This is a genomic window from Flavobacterium cheonanense, assembly GCF_039539185.1.
In the GTDB taxonomy this organism is placed as follows: Bacteria; Bacteroidota; Bacteroidia; order Flavobacteriales; family Flavobacteriaceae; genus Flavobacterium; species Flavobacterium cheonanense.
Map to the genome: position 1 here is coordinate 627,524 of NZ_BAABCT010000002.1, position 22,736 is coordinate 650,259.

The following is a 22,736-nucleotide window of genomic DNA, read 5'->3' on the forward strand; positions in this document are numbered from 1 at the left end:
TTATTTTTCAATTATTGGAAGCGAAACCTTAAATGTTGTTCCTTTTCCGAATTCAGTTTCAAATGTAATAGTTCCTTTGTAATTTTCTATAATGTTTTTGATAATTCCTAAACCTAATCCCATTCCGCTGGTTTTTGTGGTGAATTTTGGTTCGAAAATATGCTCAATGTATTCTAATTCAATTCCAATTCCGTTATCTTTTACCGTAATATTTACGTTGTTTTCTTCTCGTTTTACGGCAACCAAAATGGATTTTTCAGTTTGTTCTTCAGGAATGGCTTGAATAGCATTTTTGACCAAATTAGTTATAATTCTAATCAACTGCGTTCTATCCATTATTGTGATAATTTCTTCTTCATTGCTTTCAAAAGAAATATATTCTTCATTAAAAATATCTAATGAAAATTCTACCACTTCTACCACATTTAAGGTTTCATTTTGTTGTGCTGGCATCGACGCAAAATTTGAAAATGCTGATGCAACCGAAGTCATCGTATCAATTTGCTGAATCAATGTTTTTGTGTAATCATTCAGTTTTTGTTTCAAATCAGGATCTTCTGGATTGAATTTTCTTTCAAAACTTTGAACCGTCAATCGCATTGGCGTAAGCGGATTTTTAATCTCATGAGCGACTTGTTTTGCCATTTCGCGCCAAGCTTGTTCACGTTCGCTTTGAGCGAGCATAGTGGCACTTTCTTCCAGTTTATCAACCATCGCATTATAAGCTTTTATCAACGAATTAATCTCACGACTGTTGGCTTCAATTACGATTTTTTCGTTCTTTTGATTCAAACTAGTTTCGTTGATTTTATCGGAAATGGTTTTTAACGATTGTGTGATATAAGAAGCTAAAAAGTAAGCCAAAGCAAAAGCAATAATCAACATGAAAAAATAAACCTGACTCAATCGGATTAAGAATTCTTGAATTTCATTTTCATAAAAACTATCGTCGTCAACATAAGGTAAATTCAAAATTCCGAGTGGTTTGAATTTGTCGTCTTTGATTTGTGTGTATGAAGAACGATTTTTGATTCCATCGACACTTTTAATATCAACATATCTTTTCTCGATAGAAGATTGAACCAATTTGATAATGTATTTTGGAATAGGAGGTGAAATACTATCAACAGAAAACGAAGCTTTAGATGATTTTAAAAGATTTCCGTTCAAACTGTAAATATTGATTTCCACATTGTGAATATCTGAAAGTTCGTGGATTTTGTCTTTAAAAATTAACGGCAGATTTTTTTCCGTTAACGGATAAGTGGTGTTAGATAAAATGTAATTGATGTGTTCTTTTACGGCATCTTCTTTACGTTCCAAACGTTCTTGATGGTAATTTCGAGCTTCATTTTTAAACTGAATCACCGAAATCGAAGCCATTAGAATCGAAGCTATCAAAATCAATACAATCATCGATAGGAAAATCCTAATACGAAGTGATAGCATTGAAAATTTGAAGTTTTTAAACATAGTATTCAGTCTCAGTCTCGGTTTTCAGTTTCAGCTGCAAACTGAATACTGAACACTGCCAACTATTTTCTTTCTCTTATTCTTTTATAAAATTTGAACCCAAGCATAATTAAAATCGAAAATAAAAAGATTCCGATTACGCCATAAATCCAATTGAAAGCATTTTTTAAAATTACTAAAAAAACTACAGCAAATAAAATAATTGTGGCACCTTCATTCCAAAGGCGCATAAAATTAGAAGAATAGTTGAATTTGTCGTTTTGCAATTGCTTATAAATTTGATGACATTTTAGATGGTACAAAAACAACGCCAAAACAAATCCGAGTTTCACGTGCATCCACGGCATTTGCAACCAAGCAGGCATCAAAAACAATAACCAAACAGCAAAAACTGTTGCCAAAACCGCACTTGGCCAAGTAATAATATACCAAAGGCGATAGGTCATTATTTTGTATTGATTTAATAAAATTTCTTTTTCTGGCGATGTTTTTTCATTGGCTTCAATTTGATAAACAAACAAACGAACAATATAAAATAATCCTGCAAACCAAGTGATTACAAATATTAAATGAAGTGATTTTATGTAGTTGTAGATTTCCATTATTGGTCAATTTTGTTAACATCAGGAAAACAATCTGATGTAAATTTTGCAATTCTGTTTTGCAGTTTTGTAGAGCTGTTTTTTATCATTTCAGCCTCCATTTTTGTTCTAATTAGTTTAGGTTTATTATAATCATCATTTTCATAGAATCCACTATAAGAAATAATATCGGTCCAGTTTGAATATCTAGTTTTACTGGTGTCGGAATCTAAAAAATTAAATAATTCTTCGGGAAATTTTTCTGCATATTTTCTTGCAGGAATGCCCGGATATTCGGCTAAAGCACCATCAGATATCTCAATTGTTTTATCTAATATCCATCGATAAAAAGGTCTCAGATTTTTATCATTTGTAGAGGATAAAGCCAAAAGATTTTCGGTTAAATTGTCGTCCGTTGGTCGGTATTTTCCATAATAAAATGCAATTGCTAAGGAGTCACAATTTTTGTTTTCAATATAAAATTTCACCGGTTTTCCATCAATAGAATCGACTTCAATATTATGTGTTAAATGAAATCCTGCTTGATAACTATCACTAACTGATGTTCTCAGTTCAGCACTCTTTTTTACTGTTGAATCCAAAGTTTTACTTTCTAATGTCTTACTATCAGAATCTGTTTTCTTAGAACAAGAAAAAAGAATAAAACTTAAAAAAATTAAAAAGTAAATTTTCATCCTGTTTCTATTTTTTCTTAAAATCCTCAATCCAATTTGCCACAACGCCACACCATTCGTCTTCATCATTCATACATGGAATTGCCATAAACTCTTCACCACCATGGTGTAAAAATTGTTCGTTAGCTTCCATTGCAATCTCTTCCAAAGTTTCTAAACAATCGGCTACGAAAGCTGGAGTTACAACAGCTAATTTTTTGATTCCTTGTTCTGGCATTTTGTTAATTTCCACATCAGTGTAAGGTGTTAACCATTTGTCACCTGCCAATCTTGATTGGAATGTTTGACTGTATTTTCCTTCTGGAATTCCTAACAATTTTACTACTTGTTTTGTAGTTTCATAACATTGATGACTGTAGCAAAATTCATGTGCCGGTGATGGCGTGTTGCAACAAGTTCTATCCATTTTACAATGCGATTTGGTTACATCGGTTTTACGAATATGACGTTTCGGAATTCCGTGATATGAAAACAATAAATGGTCATAATCAAATCCTTCCAAATGTTTTTTAATTGAATTTGCTAATGCCTGAATATAATCGGGTTTGTTATAAAATGCTGGAACTTTTGTAAGCTTCATTTCAGGAAACTTTGAAGCCACTAACTCATCTGCTAAAGCCCAAATCGTCGTGGTTGACGCCATAGCATATTGAGGATAAAGTGCCAAAAGCATAACTTCGGTCACACCTTTTTCTTTTAATTCTTGCAATCCTTTTTCAATTGTAATGGTTCCATAACGCATTGCTAAAGCCACAGGAACATCAACCAATTTCTGAACTTTCTGATGCATTTTTTTTGAAAGGACAATCAAAGGAGAACCTTCGTCAGTCCAAATTCTAGCATAAGCTTCAGCCGATTTTTTTGGTCTTGTTTGTAAAATGATTCCTCTAACTAATAAGGCACGTAATAAAAACGGAACGTCAATTACGTATTTATCCATTAAAAATTCATCTAAATACGGCTTAACATCTTTAGCTGTTGGACTTTCTGGTGAACCTAAATTTACTAATAATACTCCTTTCATTGTTGTAATTTTTTGTAAAAGTAACTAATCTACTTTTTTAAGATTTTATGTTTATGTTTTTTTTATCGATTGTTTGATATACGAAATTGATGTTGTTATGTATTTGGATTTATCGACATCAAATATTTTTTCGGAGTTGTAGCAAATTTTTTCTTGAACGCCGCAATAAAATGACTTCCGGTGCTGTAACCAATTTTCAATCCAACTTCGTTTACATTATAAGAACCAGAATCTAATAATTGTCGAGCGTAATCCATTTTGTAATCAAATAGAAATCCGTAAACGGTATCGCCATAAATTTGTTTGAAACCCATTTTTAGTCTTTTCAAACTCAATCCAACTTGTTCTGCTAATTCCTCCAAACCTGGTGGTTCTGCCATATTTTGGATTATAATTTCTTTGGCTTTTTTGATTTTTAAAACATTTTCTTCATCTATCAAAAACGGACATTGTTCTGCATTTGGATCTTCCGAACGATTGAAATACAAACTCAATAATTCATATCCTTTTCCTTTATAGTAAAGATTTTTAATCGAAGGATTCAAATTATAATGGAACAACTGACTTAAAACAATCGCCATCGATGGACTGATGTCAGTTTCTTTATAATATTTTTTATCCTTGTTTTCTTTGCTCAAAAAAGGAATATGTTCAGCTTCTGAAGAAAATAAGCCATGAAATTTCTGAATTGAAATAATCATTGTAATTACCCACGAATTTGGAGCGATTTCTAAATTCAAAGGCAATTCTTTTTGTGGATTGTAAAATAAAAGCGCTTTTTCTTCTCTCAAATCTAAAGCATAATTCCCATCATTAAAGACAAATTTTGCTTTTCCTTTGATGCCAAAATGAAATTGAATAAGACCTTGATTAACATGTCTTTTCACGTGAAAATTCTCATTTCCATCATTTTGAAAACGAATTAAGGTAAAATCATTTTCAATTTTTATTTCTTCTTGTGAACCCATAGCGATATTTTTTCGTATATGATTTTGGAATCATGCTCATTACTTATTTAGAATTAATCTACATAAGTAATTCTGAAAGACTTGATTTCATTGCAAATTTATAATAAATAACGCTAAAAAGTCAAATAAGGTTTAAAAAATCGCATAGCGACACAAAAAGTACTTTGAGCGTTACTTTTATAAATAGTATAGTAATATTTTTGTTGAACTTTTAGGTAAAGTACAAATATGGAAAATTTTAACATGTCGAAACACGCCACTTTTTATGCATTAGGACTTAGCTACAAAAAGGCCGATGCAGCAATAAGAGGAAAATTCAGTCTAGATGCTCAAGCTAAAGCAACTTTACTTATACAAGCCGAAGCCGAAGGAATAGATTCTTTAATCGTTACTTCTACCTGCAACCGAACTGAAATTTATGGTTTTGCACAACATCCATATCAATTAATCAAACTTTTATGTGCTAATAGTCAAGGTTCTGTAGAAGAATTTCAAGAAGTTGCTTATATTTATAAAAATCAAGAGGCTATTAATCACATGTTTCGGGTTGGAACAGGTTTAGACAGTCAAATTCTTGGTGATTTCGAAATTATTAGTCAACTAAAAACCGCTTTCAACGAAAGTAAATCTAACGGAATGGTTAATTCTTTTCTAGAAAGATTGGTTAATTCGGTTATTCAAGCGAGTAAAAAAATTAAAACACAAACCGAAATTTCTTCGGGTGCAACTTCTGTTTCTTTTGCATCGGTGCAATACATTTTCAAAAATGTAGAAGATATTGCCAATAAAAATATTCTTCTTTTCGGAACAGGAAAAATTGGAAGAAATACTTGCGAAAACCTTGTAAAACATACTAAACACGAGCAAATTACTTTAATAAATCGTACAAAAGATAAAGCAGAAAAATTAGCTCAAAAATTAGATGTTGTTGTAAAAGATTACGCCGATTTACAATTGGAATTACAAAAAGCCGATGTGGTTGTAGTGGCAACAGGCGCTCAAAATCCTACAGTTGATAAAGCCATTTTAAATCTTAAAAAACCGTTGTTGATTTTAGATTTATCTATTCCGAAGAATGTAAACGAAAATGTAAAAGATATTGAAGGTGTTACCTTAATTCACATGGATCATTTGTCGCAAATGACAGATGAAACTTTGGAAAACAGAAAACTACATATTCCTCAAGCAGAAGCAATTATAGAGGAAATCAAAGATGAATTTATAGCTTGGACCAAAAACAGAAAGTTTGCGCCGACTATTCATGCACTGAAAGAAAAATTAAATTCTATCAAAGACGGTGAGCTGAATTTCCAACGTAAAAAATTAGCTAATTTTGACGAAGAACAAGCTGAATTAATTAGTAATAGAATCATTCAAAAAATTACTAATCATTTTGTAAACCATTTAAAAGATGGTGAATCAATGGAAGAAGGAATTGAATGGATTGAAAAAGTCTTTCAGCTAGAACAAGAGAAAATATTTAATTAAAACTTTGCATCTCTGCGTCTTTGCGAGAAATTAATCAACAATAAAGTGTCTGAAAAAACAATACGTATAGGAACTCGTGATAGTGAATTAGCACTTTGGCAAGCACACACGGTTCAAAAACAATTAAACGATTTAGGTTACAAAACCGAAATTATAGCCGTAAAATCGCAAGGTGATATCATTCTCGACAAACCGCTTTACGAACTCGGAATCACAGGAATTTTTACCAAAACATTAGACATTGCAATGATTAACGGTCAAGTTGATATTGCAGTGCACTCTATGAAAGATGTTCCAACGGCACTTCCAATTGGAATTGTTCAAGCAGCCGTTTTAGAAAGAGCCAATATTTTAGACATTTTAGTTCACAAAGGAAACTTAGATTTTTTAGAATCTAATGGAACAATCGCCACAGGAAGTTTGCGTCGTCAGGCAATGTGGTGGAATAAATATCCAAACCATAACGTAGTAGATTTGCGTGGAAATGTTAATACCAGAATGCAAAAACTAAATGAAAATGATTGGAATGGAGCCGTTTTTGCAGCTGCAGGTTTAGAAAGAATCAACTTAAAACCAGAGAATTACATCAATCTAGATTGGATGATTCCAGCGCCAGCACAAGGAGCAATGGTTGTAGTTGCAATGGCTGAAGATGAATTTACTTTAGACGCACTTTCGCAATTAAATCACATCGAAACTGAGATTTGCACGTATATAGAAAGACAATTTCTAAAAACATTAGAAGGCGGATGCACAGCACCAATTGGAGCGATTGCAACTTATAATGAAAAGGAAGATATTATAAATTTCAAAGGAGTTTTACTATCAATCGACGGTAAGCAAAAACTAGAAATCGAAAAAAATGTTGATATTTCTGAATGGAAAAAACTAGGCTTCAATTCAGCTCAAGAAATCTTGAATAATGGTGGAACAGAATTAATGGTAGAAATTAAAAAGACGTTAAAAAAATAAATTTCTCTGACTTCTTAAATATGTGTTCCAAAAAACAATGACAAAACAAATCAACATATTATCTACTAAAAAGCTTTTGCCAAATCAAAAGCAAGTTTTACTCGACGCCAATATTCATCTGATAGAAGAAAGTTTTATCGAAACCAATATTAAGAATTTTGAACTTTCAAAAGTAAATGACAATCTAATTTTTACCAGCCAAAACGCAGTTCAAAGTGTTTTACAACATCCAAAATGTGATGAATTGAAAAGCAAAAATGTTTTTTCTGTTGGAATGAAAACCAAAGATTTATTAACAGAAAACGGATTTAATGTGGTTGCCTACACAGGTTATGCAGCAGATTTGGCAGAAATCATCTCGTTAATTTATGGAAAAGAAAGTTACACTTTTTTCAGTGGAAATTTACGTCGAGATGTTTTACCAAACACCTTGAAAGAAAACGGAATAGCACTTAACGAAATTGAAGTTTATGAAACCAACATCACATCAAAAAAAATTAAAGAAAAGTTAGATGGAATACTATTTTTCAGTCCATCAGCAGTTGAAAGTTATTTCAGATTGAATACTATAAAAGAAGAAATGTGCTTTTGCATAGGAGAAACCACCGCAGAAGCATTAGAAAACAAAAAAGTAAAGAACATCATAATTGTAGAAAAACCAACGGTAGAAAATGTGATTGATGAAGTTATAGAATATTATTAAAAAATAGTTTGAGTTTAAGGTGAAACACCTTTAAACTTTTAAACTTTAAACTTTTAAACTAATGATTAAAAACGACCTATTTTTAAGAGCTTTAAACAATGAAACTGTTGAACGTCCACCAGTTTGGATGATGCGTCAAGCCGGAAGATATTTACCAGAATTCAGAGCATTACGAGACAAATATGATTTTTTCACTCGTTGTGAAACTCCAGAATTAGCAGCAGAAATTACAGTTCAACCTATAAGAATTGTAAAACCAGATGCAGCCATTTTATTTTCAGATATCTTGGTAGTGCCAAGAGCAATGGGAATTCACGTTGAATTGAAAGACAATTTGGGACCAATTATTCCAAATCCAATTCGCACCATGGAACAAGTAAATCAAGTTATTGTTCCAGATGTAAATGAAACTTTAGGTTACGTTTTTGATGCAATCAAATTGACCAAAGAAATGTTGAACGATGAGGTGCCACTTATTGGTTTTGCAGGTTCACCTTGGACAATTTTTTGCTATTGCGTAGAAGGAAAAGGTTCTAAAAGTTTTGATACGGCGAAAGGATTTTGTTTTTCAAATCCAGTTGCGGCTCATACATTATTGCAAAAAATCACCGACACAACGATTCTATATTTAAAAGAAAAAGTAAAATCAGGAGTAAATGCGGTTCAAATTTTTGATTCTTGGGGCGGAATGTTATCGCCAGTAGATTATCAAGAATTCTCTTGGAAATACATTAACCAAATTGTTGAAGCTTTGGCAGAAGACACTAAAGTTATTGTTTTCGGAAAAGGATGTTGGTTTGCATTGAACGACATGGCGAAAAGCAAAGCGTCAGCACTTGGTGTAGATTGGACTTGTTCTGCAAGAAACGCTCGTTATTTAACAGGCGGAAAAATCACATTACAAGGAAATTTCGATCCATCAAGATTGTTGTCACCAATTCCAACCATCAAAAAAATGGTTCACGAAATGATAGACGAATTCGGAAAAGACAATTATATAGTAAACCTTGGTCACGGAATTTTACCAAATATTCCTGTAGATCACGCGAAAGCTTTTATTGAAGCGGTTAAGGAGTATAAAAAATAGTTGCCAGCAGATAGTTTTGAGTAATTCTATCGTGTTCCTAGAAAATTATAACTTTAATTTGAAATAAAATTATAACTCAATAAAATTGTATTTTTAAAAAAATTAAAAAGAAATGAATGCTGCTATTTTAAAAAGAAATGATTTAAACATAGACATTAAAGAGCAAGTTTCTGAATTATTTCGTCAATTAAGTCCAAACAAAATTCAGTTGGATCTTGAAGAAATATTGAATGAAAAAAACCAAATTACAGTTGCATATTGCGAGGATAATAATAAAATAATTGGAATTGCATTAATGTGTACTTACAAAGTTATATCTGGAAACAAGGGTTGGATTGAAGATGTAGTTGTAGACTCAGCTTCACGTGGAAAAGGAATAGGAAGAAAATTGATAAACTTATTAGTTGAAGTAAGTGAAGAAAAAGAACTTTCTGAAATACTTCTTTTTACTGAAGACCATAGATTGCCTGCAATAAATTTATATTCAAGCGTTGGGTTTAAACTTAAAGACAGTAAGATATATTGTAAGAAAAAGTAACAAGAACTACGCACAACTGTCGTGTAGCGGCAGAACGCTATTAGCTTTAAGCTCAAAAAAATGAAAAATAAATTCTACCAATACATACAAAATCTTCAAGACCAAATCGTTGCCGGATTGCAAGCTGTCGAAGGAAAAGCTAAATTCCGTGAAGACATTTGGGAACGACCTGAAGGTGGCGGCGGAAGAACGCGAGTTATTGAAAACGGAAACGTAATCGAAAAAGGTGGCGTAAACATTTCGGCAGTTCACGGAAAATTACCTGATTCTATGCAAAAATTATTCAACGTTGGCGAAGCCGATTTCTTTGCCTGCGGATTGAGTTTGGTAATTCATCCGAAAAGCCCAATGGTTCCTACAGTTCATGCGAATTGGCGTTATTTTGAAATGTATAACGAAAATGGTGAAATTATAAATTCGTGGTTTGGTGGCGGACAAGATTTAACACCTTATTATTTATTTGAAGAAGATGCCATTCATTTTCATCAAACTTGCAAAAATACTTGCGATAAACACAATCCAGAGTTTTATCCAAAATATAAAAAACAATGCGATGCTTATTTTTGGAATGCTCATAGAAATGAAGCTCGTGGACTTGGCGGATTATTCTTCGATTATTGCAAAGAAACTGAAGAAATGAAAATGGAAGATTGGTACAATTTTGTAACCGAAGTCGGAAACAGTTTTCTAGAAGCTTATGTTCCAATTGTAGAAAAAAGAAAGAATTTAGCATATACGCCAGAACAAAGAACTTGGCAGGAAATCCGACGTGGTCGTTATGTAGAATTCAATTTAGTACACGACAAAGGCACGTTATTTGGATTAAAAACCAACGGTAGAATTGAATCTATTTTAATGTCATTACCACCACATGTGCAATGGCATTATGATCATCATCCAGAAGCTGGAAGCGAAGAAGAAAAATTAATTAAAGTATTAGAAAAACCAATAGATTGGGTTTAAGCGCAAAGTGAAACAACTTTAAACCTTAAACTTTTAAACAATTTTAAACAACATATCATGTTCCCATTACAAAGAGGCAGAAGATTACGCATTAACGAAAGCATTCGTTCTTTAGTTCGCGAAACAACATTAAGTCCAAGCGATTTTATGTTTCCAATGTTCATTGCAGAAGGCGAAAATTATAAAGTTGAAATTCCATCAATGCCAGGAATTTTTCGTCGTTCAATCGATTTGACAGTTGAAGAAGTAAAAGAACTTTTCGCATTAGGAATTCGAGCTGTAAACATCTACGTAAAAGTGGACGAAAGTTTAAAAGACAACACCGGAAAAGAAGCTTGGAATCCAAACGGATTGATGCAAAGAGCTATCAAAGCCATCAAAACGGCTTGTCCAGAAATGATTGTGATGCCAGATGTTGCCTTAGATCCATATTCAACTTACGGTCACGACGGAATTATAGAAAATGGTGATGTTGCCAATGACGCGACCAACGATGCGCTAGTAAAAATGGCAGTTTCTCACGCACAAGCAGGAGCCGATTTCGTTGCGCCAAGCGACATGATGGACGGACGTGTTTTGCGTTTACGTCAAGGTTTAGATGCCGCAGGTTTTTCAAATGTGGGAATTATGAGTTATTCTGCAAAATACGCATCAGCATTTTACGGACCATTTCGTGACGCTTTAGATTCTGCGCCAAAAGACACTACTTTGGATGCTGAGCCTGTCGAAGTACCAAAAGACAAAAAAACCTACCAAATGGATTATGCCAACCGCATCGAAGCCATAAAAGAGGCACTTATGGATGTTGAAGAAGGCGCCGATATGGTAATGGTAAAACCAGGAATTGCCTATCTTGATATCGTTCGCGAAGTTAAAAATGCCGTGAATGTTCCAGTCACAGTATTTCACGTTTCTGGCGAATATGCCATGATTAAAGCCGCTTCAGAAAGAGGTTGGTTAGATCACGACAAAATCATGATGGAACAATTAATGTGTATCAAACGCGCCGGAGCAAGTTTAATTTCAACTTATTTTGCCAAAGAAGCAGCAATTATTTTGAATAGATAGGAGCGAATGGCTCGGGATTTATTAGCAAACCATATTCCTGCTGCCTTTCCAAAGCTCGCAAAAAGGCGAGGCTTTTCCCTTGCATCAGGGCTAAATAGCATTTGTATTGAATTTTTATTCTCTGATAAAAATCATATTTAACTTAAACAATCAGATGTACCTTTGATTATATTAAATATAAGGAAAATGAAAACAATTTTAAAATCACTAACTTTAGCAATAGCATTAATTTTGATAAGTTGTGGTGGAGACAAAAAAACAGATAAATTTGGCAACCCAGTTTCAGACGGAAAAGAAAATGTAGAAGCAACCAAACCTGAAGTGTCAGAATTTCCATTAGCCGAAAAAGGAAAAGAAATCTTTGAAGGAAAAGGAACTTGTGCAACTTGCCATAAACTCGATATTAAATTAGTTGGACCAAGCATAATCGATATTGCAAAAATCTACAAAGAGAAAAATGCAAATATGGTCACATTTCTAAAAGGCGAAGGTGAACCAATTGTCGATCCATCGCAATACGAAGTCATGAAAGCCAATTTTGCTTTAACAAAAACGTTTTCCGAAGAAGAATTAGAATCTTTAGAACAATACATGTACAGTCAAGTAAAATAAAAATTTGGATTTATTTTGAAAAATTGGTAGCTTTACTAAATATCAATTAGTCTATGAAATCCTATTTTGCTTTCATTTTATTCATGTTTTCTTTCTATGGTTTTAGCCAATATAAACCTACATCTTTTAGTGCTAGGTTTAATATTATACCTTCAACATTATTTGACAATCATAGTAATGACAAAATAAAAGTAATTAGTATTGAAATGTTAGGTAAGATGGCTCAAAAAGACATTTTAGACATCAATAATATTAATATTTCTCCAAAACAATACAGTTGGTATTCAGATATTCGTAGGATAGAGAGCCACAAAATTATGGCTTTAAACATCAGGCAACAAGATTTTTGTGGTCGTGATTTCCTTATAGATAGTCACTCAGAGGCAATTCAAAATCTTAATTTAAAAAGTATTTCATATCCTTAAAATGAAAACTGCCTTTATAAATTCTCCACTTGGAATTATTAAAATTCAAGGTGACGAAAATGGAATTTCTATAATTTCCGTTTTATCAGAAGGTGAACTTTCCACAAAAATTCCAAAAGAACTCCAAGAAGCAGTTTCACAACTTCAAGAATATTTTGAAGGAAAACGTAAAGATTTTGATTTCAAGTTAAATCCAAAAGGTACTGATTTCCAACAAAAAGTGTGGCAAGAGTTAATCAATATTCCATACGGAAAAACAATGTCCTACATGGATTTATCTAAAAAATTAGGCGATGTAAAAGCTATTCGAGCAGTAGCATCAGCTAATGGTAAAAACCCACTTTGGATTGTAATTCCGTGTCATCGTGTTATTGGAACTGATGGTTCACTCACAGGTTATGCTGGCGGATTATGGCGAAAAAAATGGCTTCTTGAACACGAAATACCTAGCCATCAACAAAGTTTGTTTTAACTTAGTTAAGGAGTTTTTTTTATTTTAATTTGGAAATTTAAAGTCATTTTAATTATATTCGCAACCTAATTACGTGTTAATCAGGGTAATTTAATAAATATAAACGCCATATAAATTCTTATTATGATTGAAAAAATCCGCTTAGACAACATTTTGTTTCTTGACATAGAAACGGTTCCATTAGAAGAAAATTTCAACTCGCTTGACGATGAAATGAAACAACTTTGGGAACAAAAAACTCAATACCAACGCAAAGACGAATTCACAGCCGAAGAATTTTATGACAGAGCAGGAATTTGGGCAGAATTCGGAAAAATAGTCTGTATTTCTGTTGGTTATTTAACAACCAAAGGTGACATTCGAAACTTTAGAGTAACCTCTTTTTTTGGTGAAGAAAAGAAAATTTTATTAGATTTCAATAATCTACTAAATAATCATTTCGATGGTTCTCAAAACATTCTTTGTGGACACAATGCCAAAGAGTTTGATTTTCCATTTATTGCACGTCGAATGATTATCAACAATGTTTCCATTCCAAATAAGCTTAATTTATTTGGGAAAAAACCGTGGGAAATCCAGCATTTAGACACTTTAGAGTTATGGAAATTTGGTGATTATAAACATTTTACATCTTTAAAATTACTAACCAAAATCCTCGGAATTCCTTCTCCAAAAGGAGACATCGACGGAAGCCAAGTAGGTCATGTTTTTTATGTAGAAAAAGACATAGATAGAATTGTGACATATTGCGAAAAAGACGTTATTGCTGTCGCACAAGTTTTCCTTCGTTTCAGAAAAGAAGATTTATTGGTGGAAGATGAGATAATTCATATATAATAAAGGATATCTAAAAAATGAAAATGCCCCAAAAAGTTAAACACTAATTGGGGCATTTTTTATAAAAAGTAAAGTATGATTACTTTTTAATTGTAATCTTTTTAGTAGTAACACCATTTTCGTTTTCAATTATAACTAGATACAATCCATCTTGTAACGATGAAGTAGTTATTGTTGTTGAAATTGAATTTGATTGTACTGATTGAATCTGTCTTCCTTGTAAATCTATAACTGAAATTTTTGTTTCAAGATTATTTTCGGGAATATAAACAATAAAATCATCTTTTGCTGGATTTGGATAAATAGCTACATTTTGTAGAGTGTTTTCATTAATACTTAATGCTGGAGTCAATCTACAAAATTCGATACTAAATAAATTTATACTTCCACCATCACCATTATATGGATCATCTACTTTAAGTGTCCATACTCCATCTGCTGGTAATGAATTTAAATCACTTAAACTATCAATAGGTGCAATTAATCCTGAAATAGATGGTGCTCCAGAGCATTGAGGTGCAAATCCATCATCATTAAACTGACAATCTATATTGTCATGATCGCCACACGCCTCTTGAGTAAGTCTAATTACTGGGCTTCCAATTGAACTTGGACCTTCAAGAGTAATAGTCATATCTTGTACATATGTGTGGGTAATATTTAAATTAACTTTTAAATTACCAATTGTGTGTCCTCCAGTAATTGTAACTGGTACACTTGCAGAAGAATTTGCAACAGAAGCTATCGCGGCATCAGAAAAATCTGTAGCTACAAACATTTGGTCACAAGTTAATGAACCTGTAGTAAATGAAAAAATTGTAGAGCTAGATTCCAAAGCAGTACCACATCTGTTAGAAGGTGTAACTCTCCAGTAGTATGTTGTTGCTTGAGCTAAATTACTAACAAAAAATTGAGTACTCGTTGTTAACAAACTTGCAGTAATAGTTGAAAAATTTGAGGAGGTTGAAACTTGAACCGAGTAATTTTCAGCGTTTGGCATAGCTGCCCATCTTAAATTTATTGAGGTTGAAGTTCCATTTGTAGAGTTTGCAGGAGTATTTAAAGTCACATTTTGAAATGAAGAACTGTAGATTTTCAAAATTTTTGTTCTTGTTTCAGTTTCAGTTCCACGAGTTCCTGTTATTCCTACTGAATATTCACCAGGAATAACATTTGACAAACCAGTTATTGTCATTGTTACAGTTCCATTTGCACTTAATGAACTTGGAGAAAAACTTGCTGTTGCTCCAGTTGGTAATCCTACTGCTGAGAAAGTAGTAGTTCCTGAACCACTTTGAGTATAATTAAATGTATAAGTTGCATTTTGATTAGCGCATAGTTCTAAATCTGAACTTGTTGAATTTAAAGCAAAAGTTGAATTTATTCCTGTAATTACTAACGAATATTTTTGTGAATTATTAACTAAAGTACCTTTGTGAGTTACTGTAATTGTGTAATTTCCTGCTGGAGGCGAATCGATTTTTACTTGCTCAACATTATCAACATTATTATCACCAGTTCGTTCTGCTGTAAATGATAATTGAGATAATCTCCATGGGAAATATGTTGTTCCGTCTCTCGTTATTCTAATATCTAAATCATTTATTAAAGCTTTTATATTTTCATTAGAAATCCCATTTATATTCATATTTCCTGGTAAATCAGTCCAAGTTATAGAAGCTATCAATGGTGTTGAACCATTTGAATTAACTTGCATTGTAAAAACTCCTTCATTTCCTAATGTTTGCTCTGAGACCCATGAGCTTAAACCATTGTTGGAAACTGTCTCTGCAGCTTTTTTCATGTTTAATAAACCCCAACCATAGATAGGGTCAGGACCTTCATCTCCTGCATCATCAGCAGTATGACAAGCAATTCCTTTTAGAGTTGCTGAACGCATGAAGCTGTTGTATAGATTATTATGATGTTGTTGTAATAACATAAGTGAACCTGCAACATTTGGAGAAGACATTGATGTACCTGAAAAAGTTGTAGTAGCAGAATTACCAGTGCTATTAGCAGAAGTTACATTGGTACCATTACCAGTTATATCTGGTTTTATTCTAAAATCATCTGTAGGGCCTTGACTGCTATCAGTGTTTATATTAACTGTTCCATTTACAGTTCCATCAGTATTTATTGTAACATCTTGACAGTTAGCAACAACTAAATTATTTTTACATGTTTTATTTCCAACAAGTTTATCATATCCGCCAGAAATTGGGTCTGAATTATTTGTGGTTCCATTATTTCCAGCAGATAATACTGCAAGATAATAAGGAGATAAATAAGCTATTTCATCCCAAGCATATGAATCTGAAATATATGCGCCAATAATCCAGGCAGGTAATGTAGATGAAACAGGAACACCATACGAATGATTAGAAATTAGCATTCCTTGTTGAACTTCAGACAATGCTTCACTTTCGTCATCTGTCCAATCAAAAGTTCTTCCTAATGCTTGAGGCGCCATACCTTTTATGGAAGCTAAACTTGAAATCATAGTTCCTGTTACGTGCGTGGCATGTGCACTTAGTGTACCAGTAGGGCTATCTACAACAGTAACTCTACCACCAAAAGCATTGTGTGTAGCCCTAACTGTTCCTCCATCCCATACTCTTAGAGTCATTCCTTGACCATTTAAGTTTAGACCCATTGCACCACCAGTATGTAAAAAATTAGTCCTTGTGGTTCTTGCGGCATTAATGTTGTCAGTTTGATAGTACATAGGATAACCATCTGGGGTAAGTTTCATTAATTCTGATTTACTTCCATCTGGATTTTCTATAATTATTGGCCAGTTATTGATACGAGCAACTGCTTCAGCTCTACTTTTATCACTACGCTGTTTATTTCTATAGTATTCTTCTTTTTCTTTAATTTTTTGCAAATCATAATTAGATACAATTTCTCTAACTTCAGCTGGTGTTTGTGCCAAAGTACATATTGAAGAAAAAAGGACAATAACAAGGAGTAATACTCTTTTCATTTTTAATTTTTTTTGGTGTAATTAATATATGTAAGCAAATATAATAATCTATTGTAATATTTACCAAATATTTACAAAAAATAGATGAAATTTAAGTTTTGTTTAATTATTTACTATTTTTAAATCAAAAAAAGAAATTTTTTGTATAGAATATATACATTTACAAAAAAAAAATATGGTATTAAGTAGATTTTGGCTCGTTATCTTTATTTCATCAATTGTCTTTGTGATTTTTAGTTTATTCTCTGGAAATAACTATACAATTGATTTCGTTTTAAACGGAAAAAAAGACGATCCAATATTAGTTTCTGAAAAATACCTTCAAGATTTACCTGCTTTTATAAAAGACAGTATTGAAAAGGCTCCAGATAAAACAATGGTCATTAATCGTGATACATTGAACATTGACTCAACTTATGTTTTTTCGAATAAAGTGGTAAAAATTTATAGTGGAAAACAAAAATCAGATGGATTATTGCCAACCTGCAAAAGCACTTTGTTAGATTTAATTTTACCTTTAATGGCATATCTAGCTTTCTTTTGCGGATTGATGGAACTTCTAATTATTTCTGGCGCATCACAAAAATTGGCTAAAATATTAAGTCCAGTTTTTGTAAAAGTATTTCCAAGTATTCCAAAAAACCATCCTTCGATATCGTATATGACTTTAAATTTTGCTGCTAATTTTCTTGGATTAGACTCGGCAGCAACACCATTTGGATTAAAAGCCATGGAAAGTTTGCAAGAAATAAATCCTGAAAAAGACAAAGCCAGCGATGCACAAATCATGTTCATGTGTTTACATGCTTCTGGACTTACACTAATTGCAACTTCAATTATTGGATATCGCGCTGCTGCTGGCGCTGCAAATCCAGCTGATGTGATGTTACCTTGTATAATAACCTCTTTTATTGGAACTATTGCTGCGTTTTTAATTGTCGGAATTAAACAAAAAATCAACTTCAAAAGCGCGTCTTTAGTTGCAGGATTAATGGGAATGATAGGTGCAATTATTGGTTTGTTGATGTATGTAAATCATTTGGATTTAATTGGTAAAAATTATTTTACTTCCAATCTTTCTGCTTTGATTTTGGTTGTAATTATTGTTTTCACATTGATATTATCGTTCGTAAAAGAAAAGAAATTTACAGAAGCAAACACCACCGTTTATGAAGCATTTGTGGTTGGAGCAAATAATGGCGTCAAAACTGGAGTTACTATTTTTCCTTATGTTTTAGGAATGTTAGTTGCTATTTCGTTGTTCAGAAATAGTGGTTTATTTGAAATTATCAGCAATTGGATTGCTTTTATTTTTTCTAATTTGGGTGTGGCAAAAGAAATTACTGACGCTTTACCTGTTGCATTGCTACGTCCTTTTAGCTCTGCAGGTTCACGTGGTTTTTTAATTGATTCTATGAATACATTTGGTGCTGATTCAATGACAGGAAGATTGAGTAGTATTTTTCAATGTAGTGCCGAAAGTACATTCTATGTTATTGCAGTTTATTTTGGTTCGGTTAATATAAAAAACACTCGATATGCTCTAGGAACAATGCTTTTAGTAGATGTAATTTGTGTGATTACTGCCATTTTTGTGGCTAGTTGGTTTTTTGTAAAATAGTAATATGCACGATTTCTTTCATCTAGTTTGTCATTTTATAGGAAACATATTTATGTGGATATTTAATTTGGGTGCAAAATCTATAGACGAAGTTTCAAAAAAGGATAACTCGTGGATAGGTTTTATGTTTCTTGTCTTTATTTTTTTAGTGCTTTATTCTAAAATTTAATTTTCTTCAATCCACCAACTTTCCTTAACTTTACACTTCAAAAATATTTCATAATGGACTTTATATATCAAGATCCGTATCCGATATTAAAAGACGATACGCAATACAAAAAACTTACTTCAGATTACGTAAAAGTAGAGCAATTTGGCGACAGAGAAATTCTTACCATTGACCCGAAAGCATTAGAATTAATGGCGCAAGAAGCCATGAACGACGTCTCATTTATGTTGAGGACGGCACATTTGCAAAAGCTAAATAATATTTTAAACGACCCTGAAGCAACAGATAATGATCGATTTGTCGCTTACAATTTATTACAAAATGCATCTGTAGCTGTTGAAGGTCAACTACCGTCTTGCCAAGATACTGGAACTGCAATTGTCATGGCAAAAAAAGGTGAAAATGTTTACACAGGAGTTGATGATGCCGAATGGTTATCAAAAGGAATTTTCAACACGTTTCAAAATAAGAACCTTCGTTACTCACAAATTGTTCCGATTTCGATGTTTGAAGAGAAAAATTCAGGTTCGAATTTGCCTGCACAAATTGATATTTATGCTAAAAAAGGAGCTTCGTATGAGTTTTTGTTTTTAACAAAAGGTGGTGGTTCTGCGAATAAAACATTCTTATATCAAAAAACAAAATCTTTGTTGAACGAAAAATCAATGGAAGAATTTGTTCGCGAAAAAATTAAAGATTTAGGAACTTCTGCTTGTCCGCCATATCATTTAGCTTTAGTAATTGGAGGAACTTCTGCAGAAGCAAATTTGGCTGCTGTTAAAAAAGCATCTGCAGGATATTTTGACCATCTTCCAACTACTGGAAACATGGCTGGTCAAGCTTTTCGCGATTTAGAATGGGAACAGAAAGTATTACAATATTGTCAAGAAAGTGCTATTGGAGCACAATTTGGAGGAAAATATTTTGCACATGATGTTCGTGTAATTCGTTTGCCACGTCATGCTGCTTCTTGTCCAGTTGGATTAGGAGTTTCATGTTCTGCAGATAGAAATATAAAAGGAAAGATTACGAAAGATGGCGTTTTCTTAGAACAATTGGAAGTAAATCCACAGCAATTTTTACCAACAGTTCCACCGCATTTAGAAGCTGCAGTTGAGGTTGATTTGAATCGTCCGATGGCAGAAATTTTAGCTGAATTATCTAAATATCCAATTAAAACGCGTTTGAAATTAAACGGAACTTTAATCGTTGCCAGAGATATTGCACATGCAAAAATCAAAGAACTTTTGGATGCAGGAAAACCAATGCCAGACTATTTCAAAAACCATCCAGTATATTATGCTGGACCAGCAAAAACTCCAGACGGAATGCCTTCAGGAAGTTTCGGACCAACAACTGCAGGAAGAATGGACGTTTATGTAGAAGAATTCCAAAAAGCTGGCGGAAGTATGATTATGCTTGCCAAAGGAAATCGTACCAAAGAAGTTATGGAAGCTTGTAAAACTTATGGAGGATTCTATTTAGGATCAATTGGTGGACCAGCAGCGATTTTAGCTCAAGACAATATCCTAAAAGTTGAGGTTGTAGATTTCGAAGAACTCGGAATGGAAGCCGTAAGAAAAATTACAGTAAAAGATTTCCCAGCTTTTATTATTACTGATGATAAAGGAAATGATTTCTTTGCTAACTTATAAAAATAATTAGCCACAGATTCACAGATTACTATAATTAATCTGTGAATCTGTGGCTATTAAAACCAATCAAATGCCTTTTAAAGAATCATTTTCGGAATTTTATACCAAAGTTAAATCAAGTTTGGATGATGGAACTTTTGCCAAATTAACCTTGGCAAAAACTATCGGAAATTCCGAATTGATGAATATTTACGTTCGTCCAATAATGGATGATGCGCTTCTGAAATTGGAATTAAAATTTAAGTTTCAGCAAGAAGAAATTATTGAAATCCATACAATAGAAAATGCTTTTCCAAGATTATTAGAGTTTATCAATAATCCTTTCTTAAGCGCAATTTTATTCACTACAGAATTTGATTTGACGTATAAATTGAATAAAAAGCGAGCAGTGAGTTTGGTAGAACAATTTCCAACCTTTGGGAATGCCAATGAAGTTTTATTGGAGTATTTGGCTACTAAGAAGTAGTATAGTTTGTCATTTTGACAAAGGAGAAATCACATAATCTGATTAACTTGATGAGATTCCTCCTTTGTCGGAATGACAAAAAACTAATCAATAACCATCTCAGGAATTTCGCCTTCTATGATTAATGTTGCTTCGGTTGAATCTATAATGTGTTCAACAGAAACTCCTGGCGCGCGTTCTAATAATTTGAACCCTTTTGGAGTGATTTCTAAAACGGCTAATTCAGTAACTACTTTTTTTACACAGCCAACACCTGTTAAAGGCAAAGTACAACGTTTTAAAATCTTACTTTCGCCAGCTTTATTAACGTGCATCATAGCAACAATAATATTATCCGCAGAGGCTACTAAATCCATTGCTCCGCCCATTCCTTTTACCATTTTTCCTGGGATTTTCCAGTTAGCAATGTCTCCGTTTTCTGAAACTTCCATCGCACCAAGAATGGTTAAATCGACGTGTTGACCACGAATCATTCCAAAACTAAAAGCAGAGTCGAAGAAACTTGCTCCAGGTAAAGTAGTGATGGTTTGTTTACCTGCATTGATTAAATCGGCATCTTCTTCGCCTTCAAATGGAAATGGTCCCATTCCGAGAACTCCATTTTCACTTTGAAATTCCACAGAAATATCAGTGCGAACATAATTGGCAACCAATGTTGGAATACCAATTCCTAAGTTTACATAATAGCCATCTTTTACTTCTTTAGCTATTCTTTTTGCTATATCGTTTTTATTTAACATAGTTAATGTGAAAATTAATTAATGTGAAAATGTAACAATTGATTAATTTACCAATGCATCAATCTGTAAATTATTTAATTGCTGCATTGATTAATTGTTATATTATTTATTTGATTTACTTGATGAAATAATCTTATAAACAATTAACGAAATTACTCTTAATTGTTCTTTTAAATCTTCATTAAAGGGATATGATTTAGCTCTTTCACATAATAAAAGCCAATACTTTGTTTCCTCAATTTCTTTTGCAGCAATTTTCATTTTATGAATGAAGTCAGCTCTACTTTCAGCATTTTGCGCTTCATGAATATTTGCTCCAATACTTGTGCCAGACTTTATTAATTGATTTGCAATTACATATTTTCTTTTTTCTTCTAACAATTCACAAAAAGTTATAATTTCTAGGCTAAAATCAATAGATTTATTAAGTATTACATTTTCTTCCATAATTGCTACATTATAAAATTGATTAATTGTTACATTTTGCTTCGAGTGGTACGTTGCTCAATTCTTTTTTCAAATTTTTCGCCTTGGAAGATTCTTTGAATTAATATTCCTGGAATGTGAATTTCGTTAGGATTTAAGCTTCCTGCAGGAAGTAATTCTTCTACTTCGGCAATAGTTATTTTTCCTGCGCCACACATTGATGGATTGAAATTTCTTGCGGTTCCTTTGAATATTAAGTTTCCTGCTTCGTCGCCTTTCCATGCTTTTACAATAGAAAAATCGGCTTTGAAAGCGTGTTCCATTACATGCATTTTTCCGTTAAATTCACGAACTTCTTTACCAATTGCAACTTCGGTTCCGTAACCTGCAGGTGTAAAGAAAGCTGGAATTCCGGATTGCGCTGCACGACAACGTTCCGCAAGAGTTCCTTGTGGAATTAATTCAACTTCTAACTCACCTGAAAGCATTTGGCGTTCAAACTCGGCATTTTCACCAACGTAAGACGAAATCATTTTTTTGATTTGCTTTTGTTGTAATAATAATCCCAAACCGAAATCGTCAACACCAGCATTATTTGAAATACAGGTTAGATTTTTTGTCCCTTTTTTAACCAATTCTGCAATTGAATTTTCAGGTATACCACATAATCCAAAACCACCTAACATAATAGTCATATTATCTTCAATGCCTTGAAGTGCGTCTTGAACTGAATTTACTTTTTTATTAATCATAATTTTAACTAT

The 22,736-nt window shown here is 32.7% G+C and carries 23 protein-coding genes; 14 read left to right on the top strand and 9 right to left on the bottom strand.

The genetic code is table 11. The features are described from left to right. The 5 genes from ABD766_RS06330 to ABD766_RS06350 all read right to left on the bottom strand — a co-directional run bounded on the left by ABD766_RS06330 (position 1) and on the right by ABD766_RS06350 (position 4,741). The gene (locus tag ABD766_RS06330; protein WP_344815987.1) at positions 1–1,416 is read right to left on the bottom strand and encodes a sensor histidine kinase; all 1,416 of its coding nucleotides are present in this window, start codon (positions 1,414–1,416) and stop codon (positions 1–3) included. A gap of 119 nt (positions 1,417–1,535) precedes the next feature. Further along, complete coding sequence (locus ABD766_RS06335) at positions 1,536–2,075, bottom strand: CopD family protein (protein WP_344815870.1); 540 nt, start codon at positions 2,073–2,075, stop codon at positions 1,536–1,538. Then, on the bottom strand, positions 2,075–2,749 hold the full coding sequence (locus ABD766_RS06340; RefSeq protein WP_344815872.1) for a hypothetical protein: 675 nt from the start codon (positions 2,747–2,749) through the stop codon (positions 2,075–2,077). The genes ABD766_RS06335 and ABD766_RS06340 overlap by 1 nt, the downstream gene beginning before the upstream one ends. Before the next feature lie 7 nt (positions 2,750–2,756). Next, positions 2,757–3,773 carry a ferrochelatase gene (gene hemH / locus ABD766_RS06345; protein WP_344815874.1) on the bottom strand — a complete coding sequence of 339 codons (1,017 nt, stop codon included), beginning with the start codon at positions 3,771–3,773 and terminating at the stop codon, positions 2,757–2,759. A 95-nt stretch (positions 3,774–3,868) separates the two neighbouring features. Further along, a complete protein-coding gene (locus ABD766_RS06350; RefSeq protein WP_344815875.1) occupies positions 3,869–4,741 on the bottom strand; it encodes a helix-turn-helix transcriptional regulator in 873 nt (290 codons plus the stop codon). A 228-nt stretch (positions 4,742–4,969) separates the two neighbouring features. Between ABD766_RS06350 and hemA the strand changes: the two genes are divergently transcribed. The 11 genes from hemA (at position 4,970) to ABD766_RS06405 (ending at position 13,906) form a co-directional block, all read left to right on the top strand. After that, positions 4,970–6,229 carry a glutamyl-tRNA reductase gene (gene hemA / locus ABD766_RS06355; RefSeq protein ID WP_344815876.1) on the top strand — a complete coding sequence of 420 codons (1,260 nt, stop codon included), beginning with the start codon at positions 4,970–4,972 and terminating at the stop codon, positions 6,227–6,229. Between the two features lie 45 nt (positions 6,230–6,274). Beyond that, a complete protein-coding gene (gene hemC, locus ABD766_RS06360; protein ID WP_344815877.1) occupies positions 6,275–7,201 on the top strand; it encodes a hydroxymethylbilane synthase in 927 nt (308 codons plus the stop codon). A 37-nt stretch (positions 7,202–7,238) separates the two neighbouring features. After that, positions 7,239–7,904 (top strand): uroporphyrinogen-III synthase, encoded by a 666-nt coding sequence (locus tag ABD766_RS06365; RefSeq protein WP_344815878.1) that lies wholly within the window; start codon positions 7,239–7,241, stop codon positions 7,902–7,904. Positions 7,905–7,965: 61 nt separating this feature from the next. Continuing rightward, complete coding sequence (gene hemE, locus ABD766_RS06370; RefSeq protein WP_344815879.1) at positions 7,966–8,991, top strand: uroporphyrinogen decarboxylase; 1,026 nt, start codon at positions 7,966–7,968, stop codon at positions 8,989–8,991. Between the two features lie 112 nt (positions 8,992–9,103). Next, positions 9,104–9,529: a GNAT family N-acetyltransferase gene (locus ABD766_RS06375; protein WP_344815880.1), complete on the top strand. Its 426-nt coding sequence runs from the start codon at positions 9,104–9,106 to the stop codon at positions 9,527–9,529. Positions 9,530–9,589: 60 nt separating this feature from the next. Beyond that, positions 9,590–10,492 (top strand): oxygen-dependent coproporphyrinogen oxidase, encoded by a 903-nt coding sequence (gene hemF, locus ABD766_RS06380; RefSeq protein WP_344815881.1) that lies wholly within the window; start codon positions 9,590–9,592, stop codon positions 10,490–10,492. A gap of 57 nt (positions 10,493–10,549) precedes the next feature. Further along, positions 10,550–11,560, top strand: coding sequence for a porphobilinogen synthase (gene hemB, locus ABD766_RS06385; RefSeq protein ID WP_344815882.1), 1,011 nt, complete (start codon positions 10,550–10,552; stop codon positions 11,558–11,560). A gap of 186 nt (positions 11,561–11,746) precedes the next feature. After that, positions 11,747–12,172, top strand: coding sequence for a c-type cytochrome (locus ABD766_RS06390; protein ID WP_298308705.1), 426 nt, complete (start codon positions 11,747–11,749; stop codon positions 12,170–12,172). Positions 12,173–12,225: 53 nt separating this feature from the next. Continuing rightward, positions 12,226–12,597, top strand: a complete 372-nt coding sequence (locus tag ABD766_RS06395; protein ID WP_298308708.1) for a hypothetical protein — start codon at positions 12,226–12,228, stop codon at positions 12,595–12,597. Position 12,598: 1 nt separating this feature from the next. Continuing rightward, complete coding sequence (locus ABD766_RS06400; RefSeq protein ID WP_298308711.1) at positions 12,599–13,069, top strand: methylated-DNA--[protein]-cysteine S-methyltransferase; 471 nt, start codon at positions 12,599–12,601, stop codon at positions 13,067–13,069. A gap of 123 nt (positions 13,070–13,192) precedes the next feature. After that, positions 13,193–13,906, top strand: coding sequence for a 3'-5' exonuclease (locus ABD766_RS06405; protein ID WP_344815883.1), 714 nt, complete (start codon positions 13,193–13,195; stop codon positions 13,904–13,906). Between the two features lie 79 nt (positions 13,907–13,985). Here the strand turns inward: ABD766_RS06405 and ABD766_RS06410 are convergent, their stop codons facing one another. Continuing rightward, positions 13,986–16,895 (bottom strand): S8 family serine peptidase, encoded by a 2,910-nt coding sequence (locus ABD766_RS06410; protein ID WP_344815884.1) that lies wholly within the window; start codon positions 16,893–16,895, stop codon positions 13,986–13,988. A gap of 175 nt (positions 16,896–17,070) precedes the next feature. On the opposite strand from ABD766_RS06410, the gene ABD766_RS06415 reads away from it, so the two are divergent. The 3 genes from ABD766_RS06415 (at position 17,071) to ABD766_RS06425 (ending at position 20,806) form a co-directional block, all read left to right on the top strand. Then, positions 17,071–18,516 carry a nucleoside recognition domain-containing protein gene (locus ABD766_RS06415; RefSeq protein WP_344815885.1) on the top strand — a complete coding sequence of 482 codons (1,446 nt, stop codon included), beginning with the start codon at positions 17,071–17,073 and terminating at the stop codon, positions 18,514–18,516. Positions 18,517–18,738: 222 nt separating this feature from the next. Next, a complete protein-coding gene (locus tag ABD766_RS06420) occupies positions 18,739–20,340 on the top strand; it encodes a fumarate hydratase (protein WP_344815886.1) in 1,602 nt (533 codons plus the stop codon). Positions 20,341–20,410: 70 nt separating this feature from the next. Beyond that, the gene (locus tag ABD766_RS06425) at positions 20,411–20,806 is read left to right on the top strand and encodes a hypothetical protein (protein WP_344815887.1); all 396 of its coding nucleotides are present in this window, start codon (positions 20,411–20,413) and stop codon (positions 20,804–20,806) included. A gap of 83 nt (positions 20,807–20,889) precedes the next feature. Here the strand turns inward: ABD766_RS06425 and ABD766_RS06430 are convergent, their stop codons facing one another. The 3 genes from ABD766_RS06430 to ABD766_RS06440 all read right to left on the bottom strand — a co-directional run bounded on the left by ABD766_RS06430 (position 20,890) and on the right by ABD766_RS06440 (position 22,724). Further along, a complete protein-coding gene (locus tag ABD766_RS06430) occupies positions 20,890–21,546 on the bottom strand; it encodes a CoA transferase subunit B (RefSeq protein WP_344815888.1) in 657 nt (218 codons plus the stop codon). 102 nt (positions 21,547–21,648) lie between these two features. After that, positions 21,649–21,993: a four helix bundle protein gene (locus ABD766_RS06435; RefSeq protein WP_298308731.1), complete on the bottom strand. Its 345-nt coding sequence runs from the start codon at positions 21,991–21,993 to the stop codon at positions 21,649–21,651. Between the two features lie 29 nt (positions 21,994–22,022). Next, positions 22,023–22,724 (bottom strand): CoA transferase subunit A, encoded by a 702-nt coding sequence (locus ABD766_RS06440; protein ID WP_344815889.1) that lies wholly within the window; start codon positions 22,722–22,724, stop codon positions 22,023–22,025. Positions 22,725–22,736: the final 12 nt, after the last annotated feature.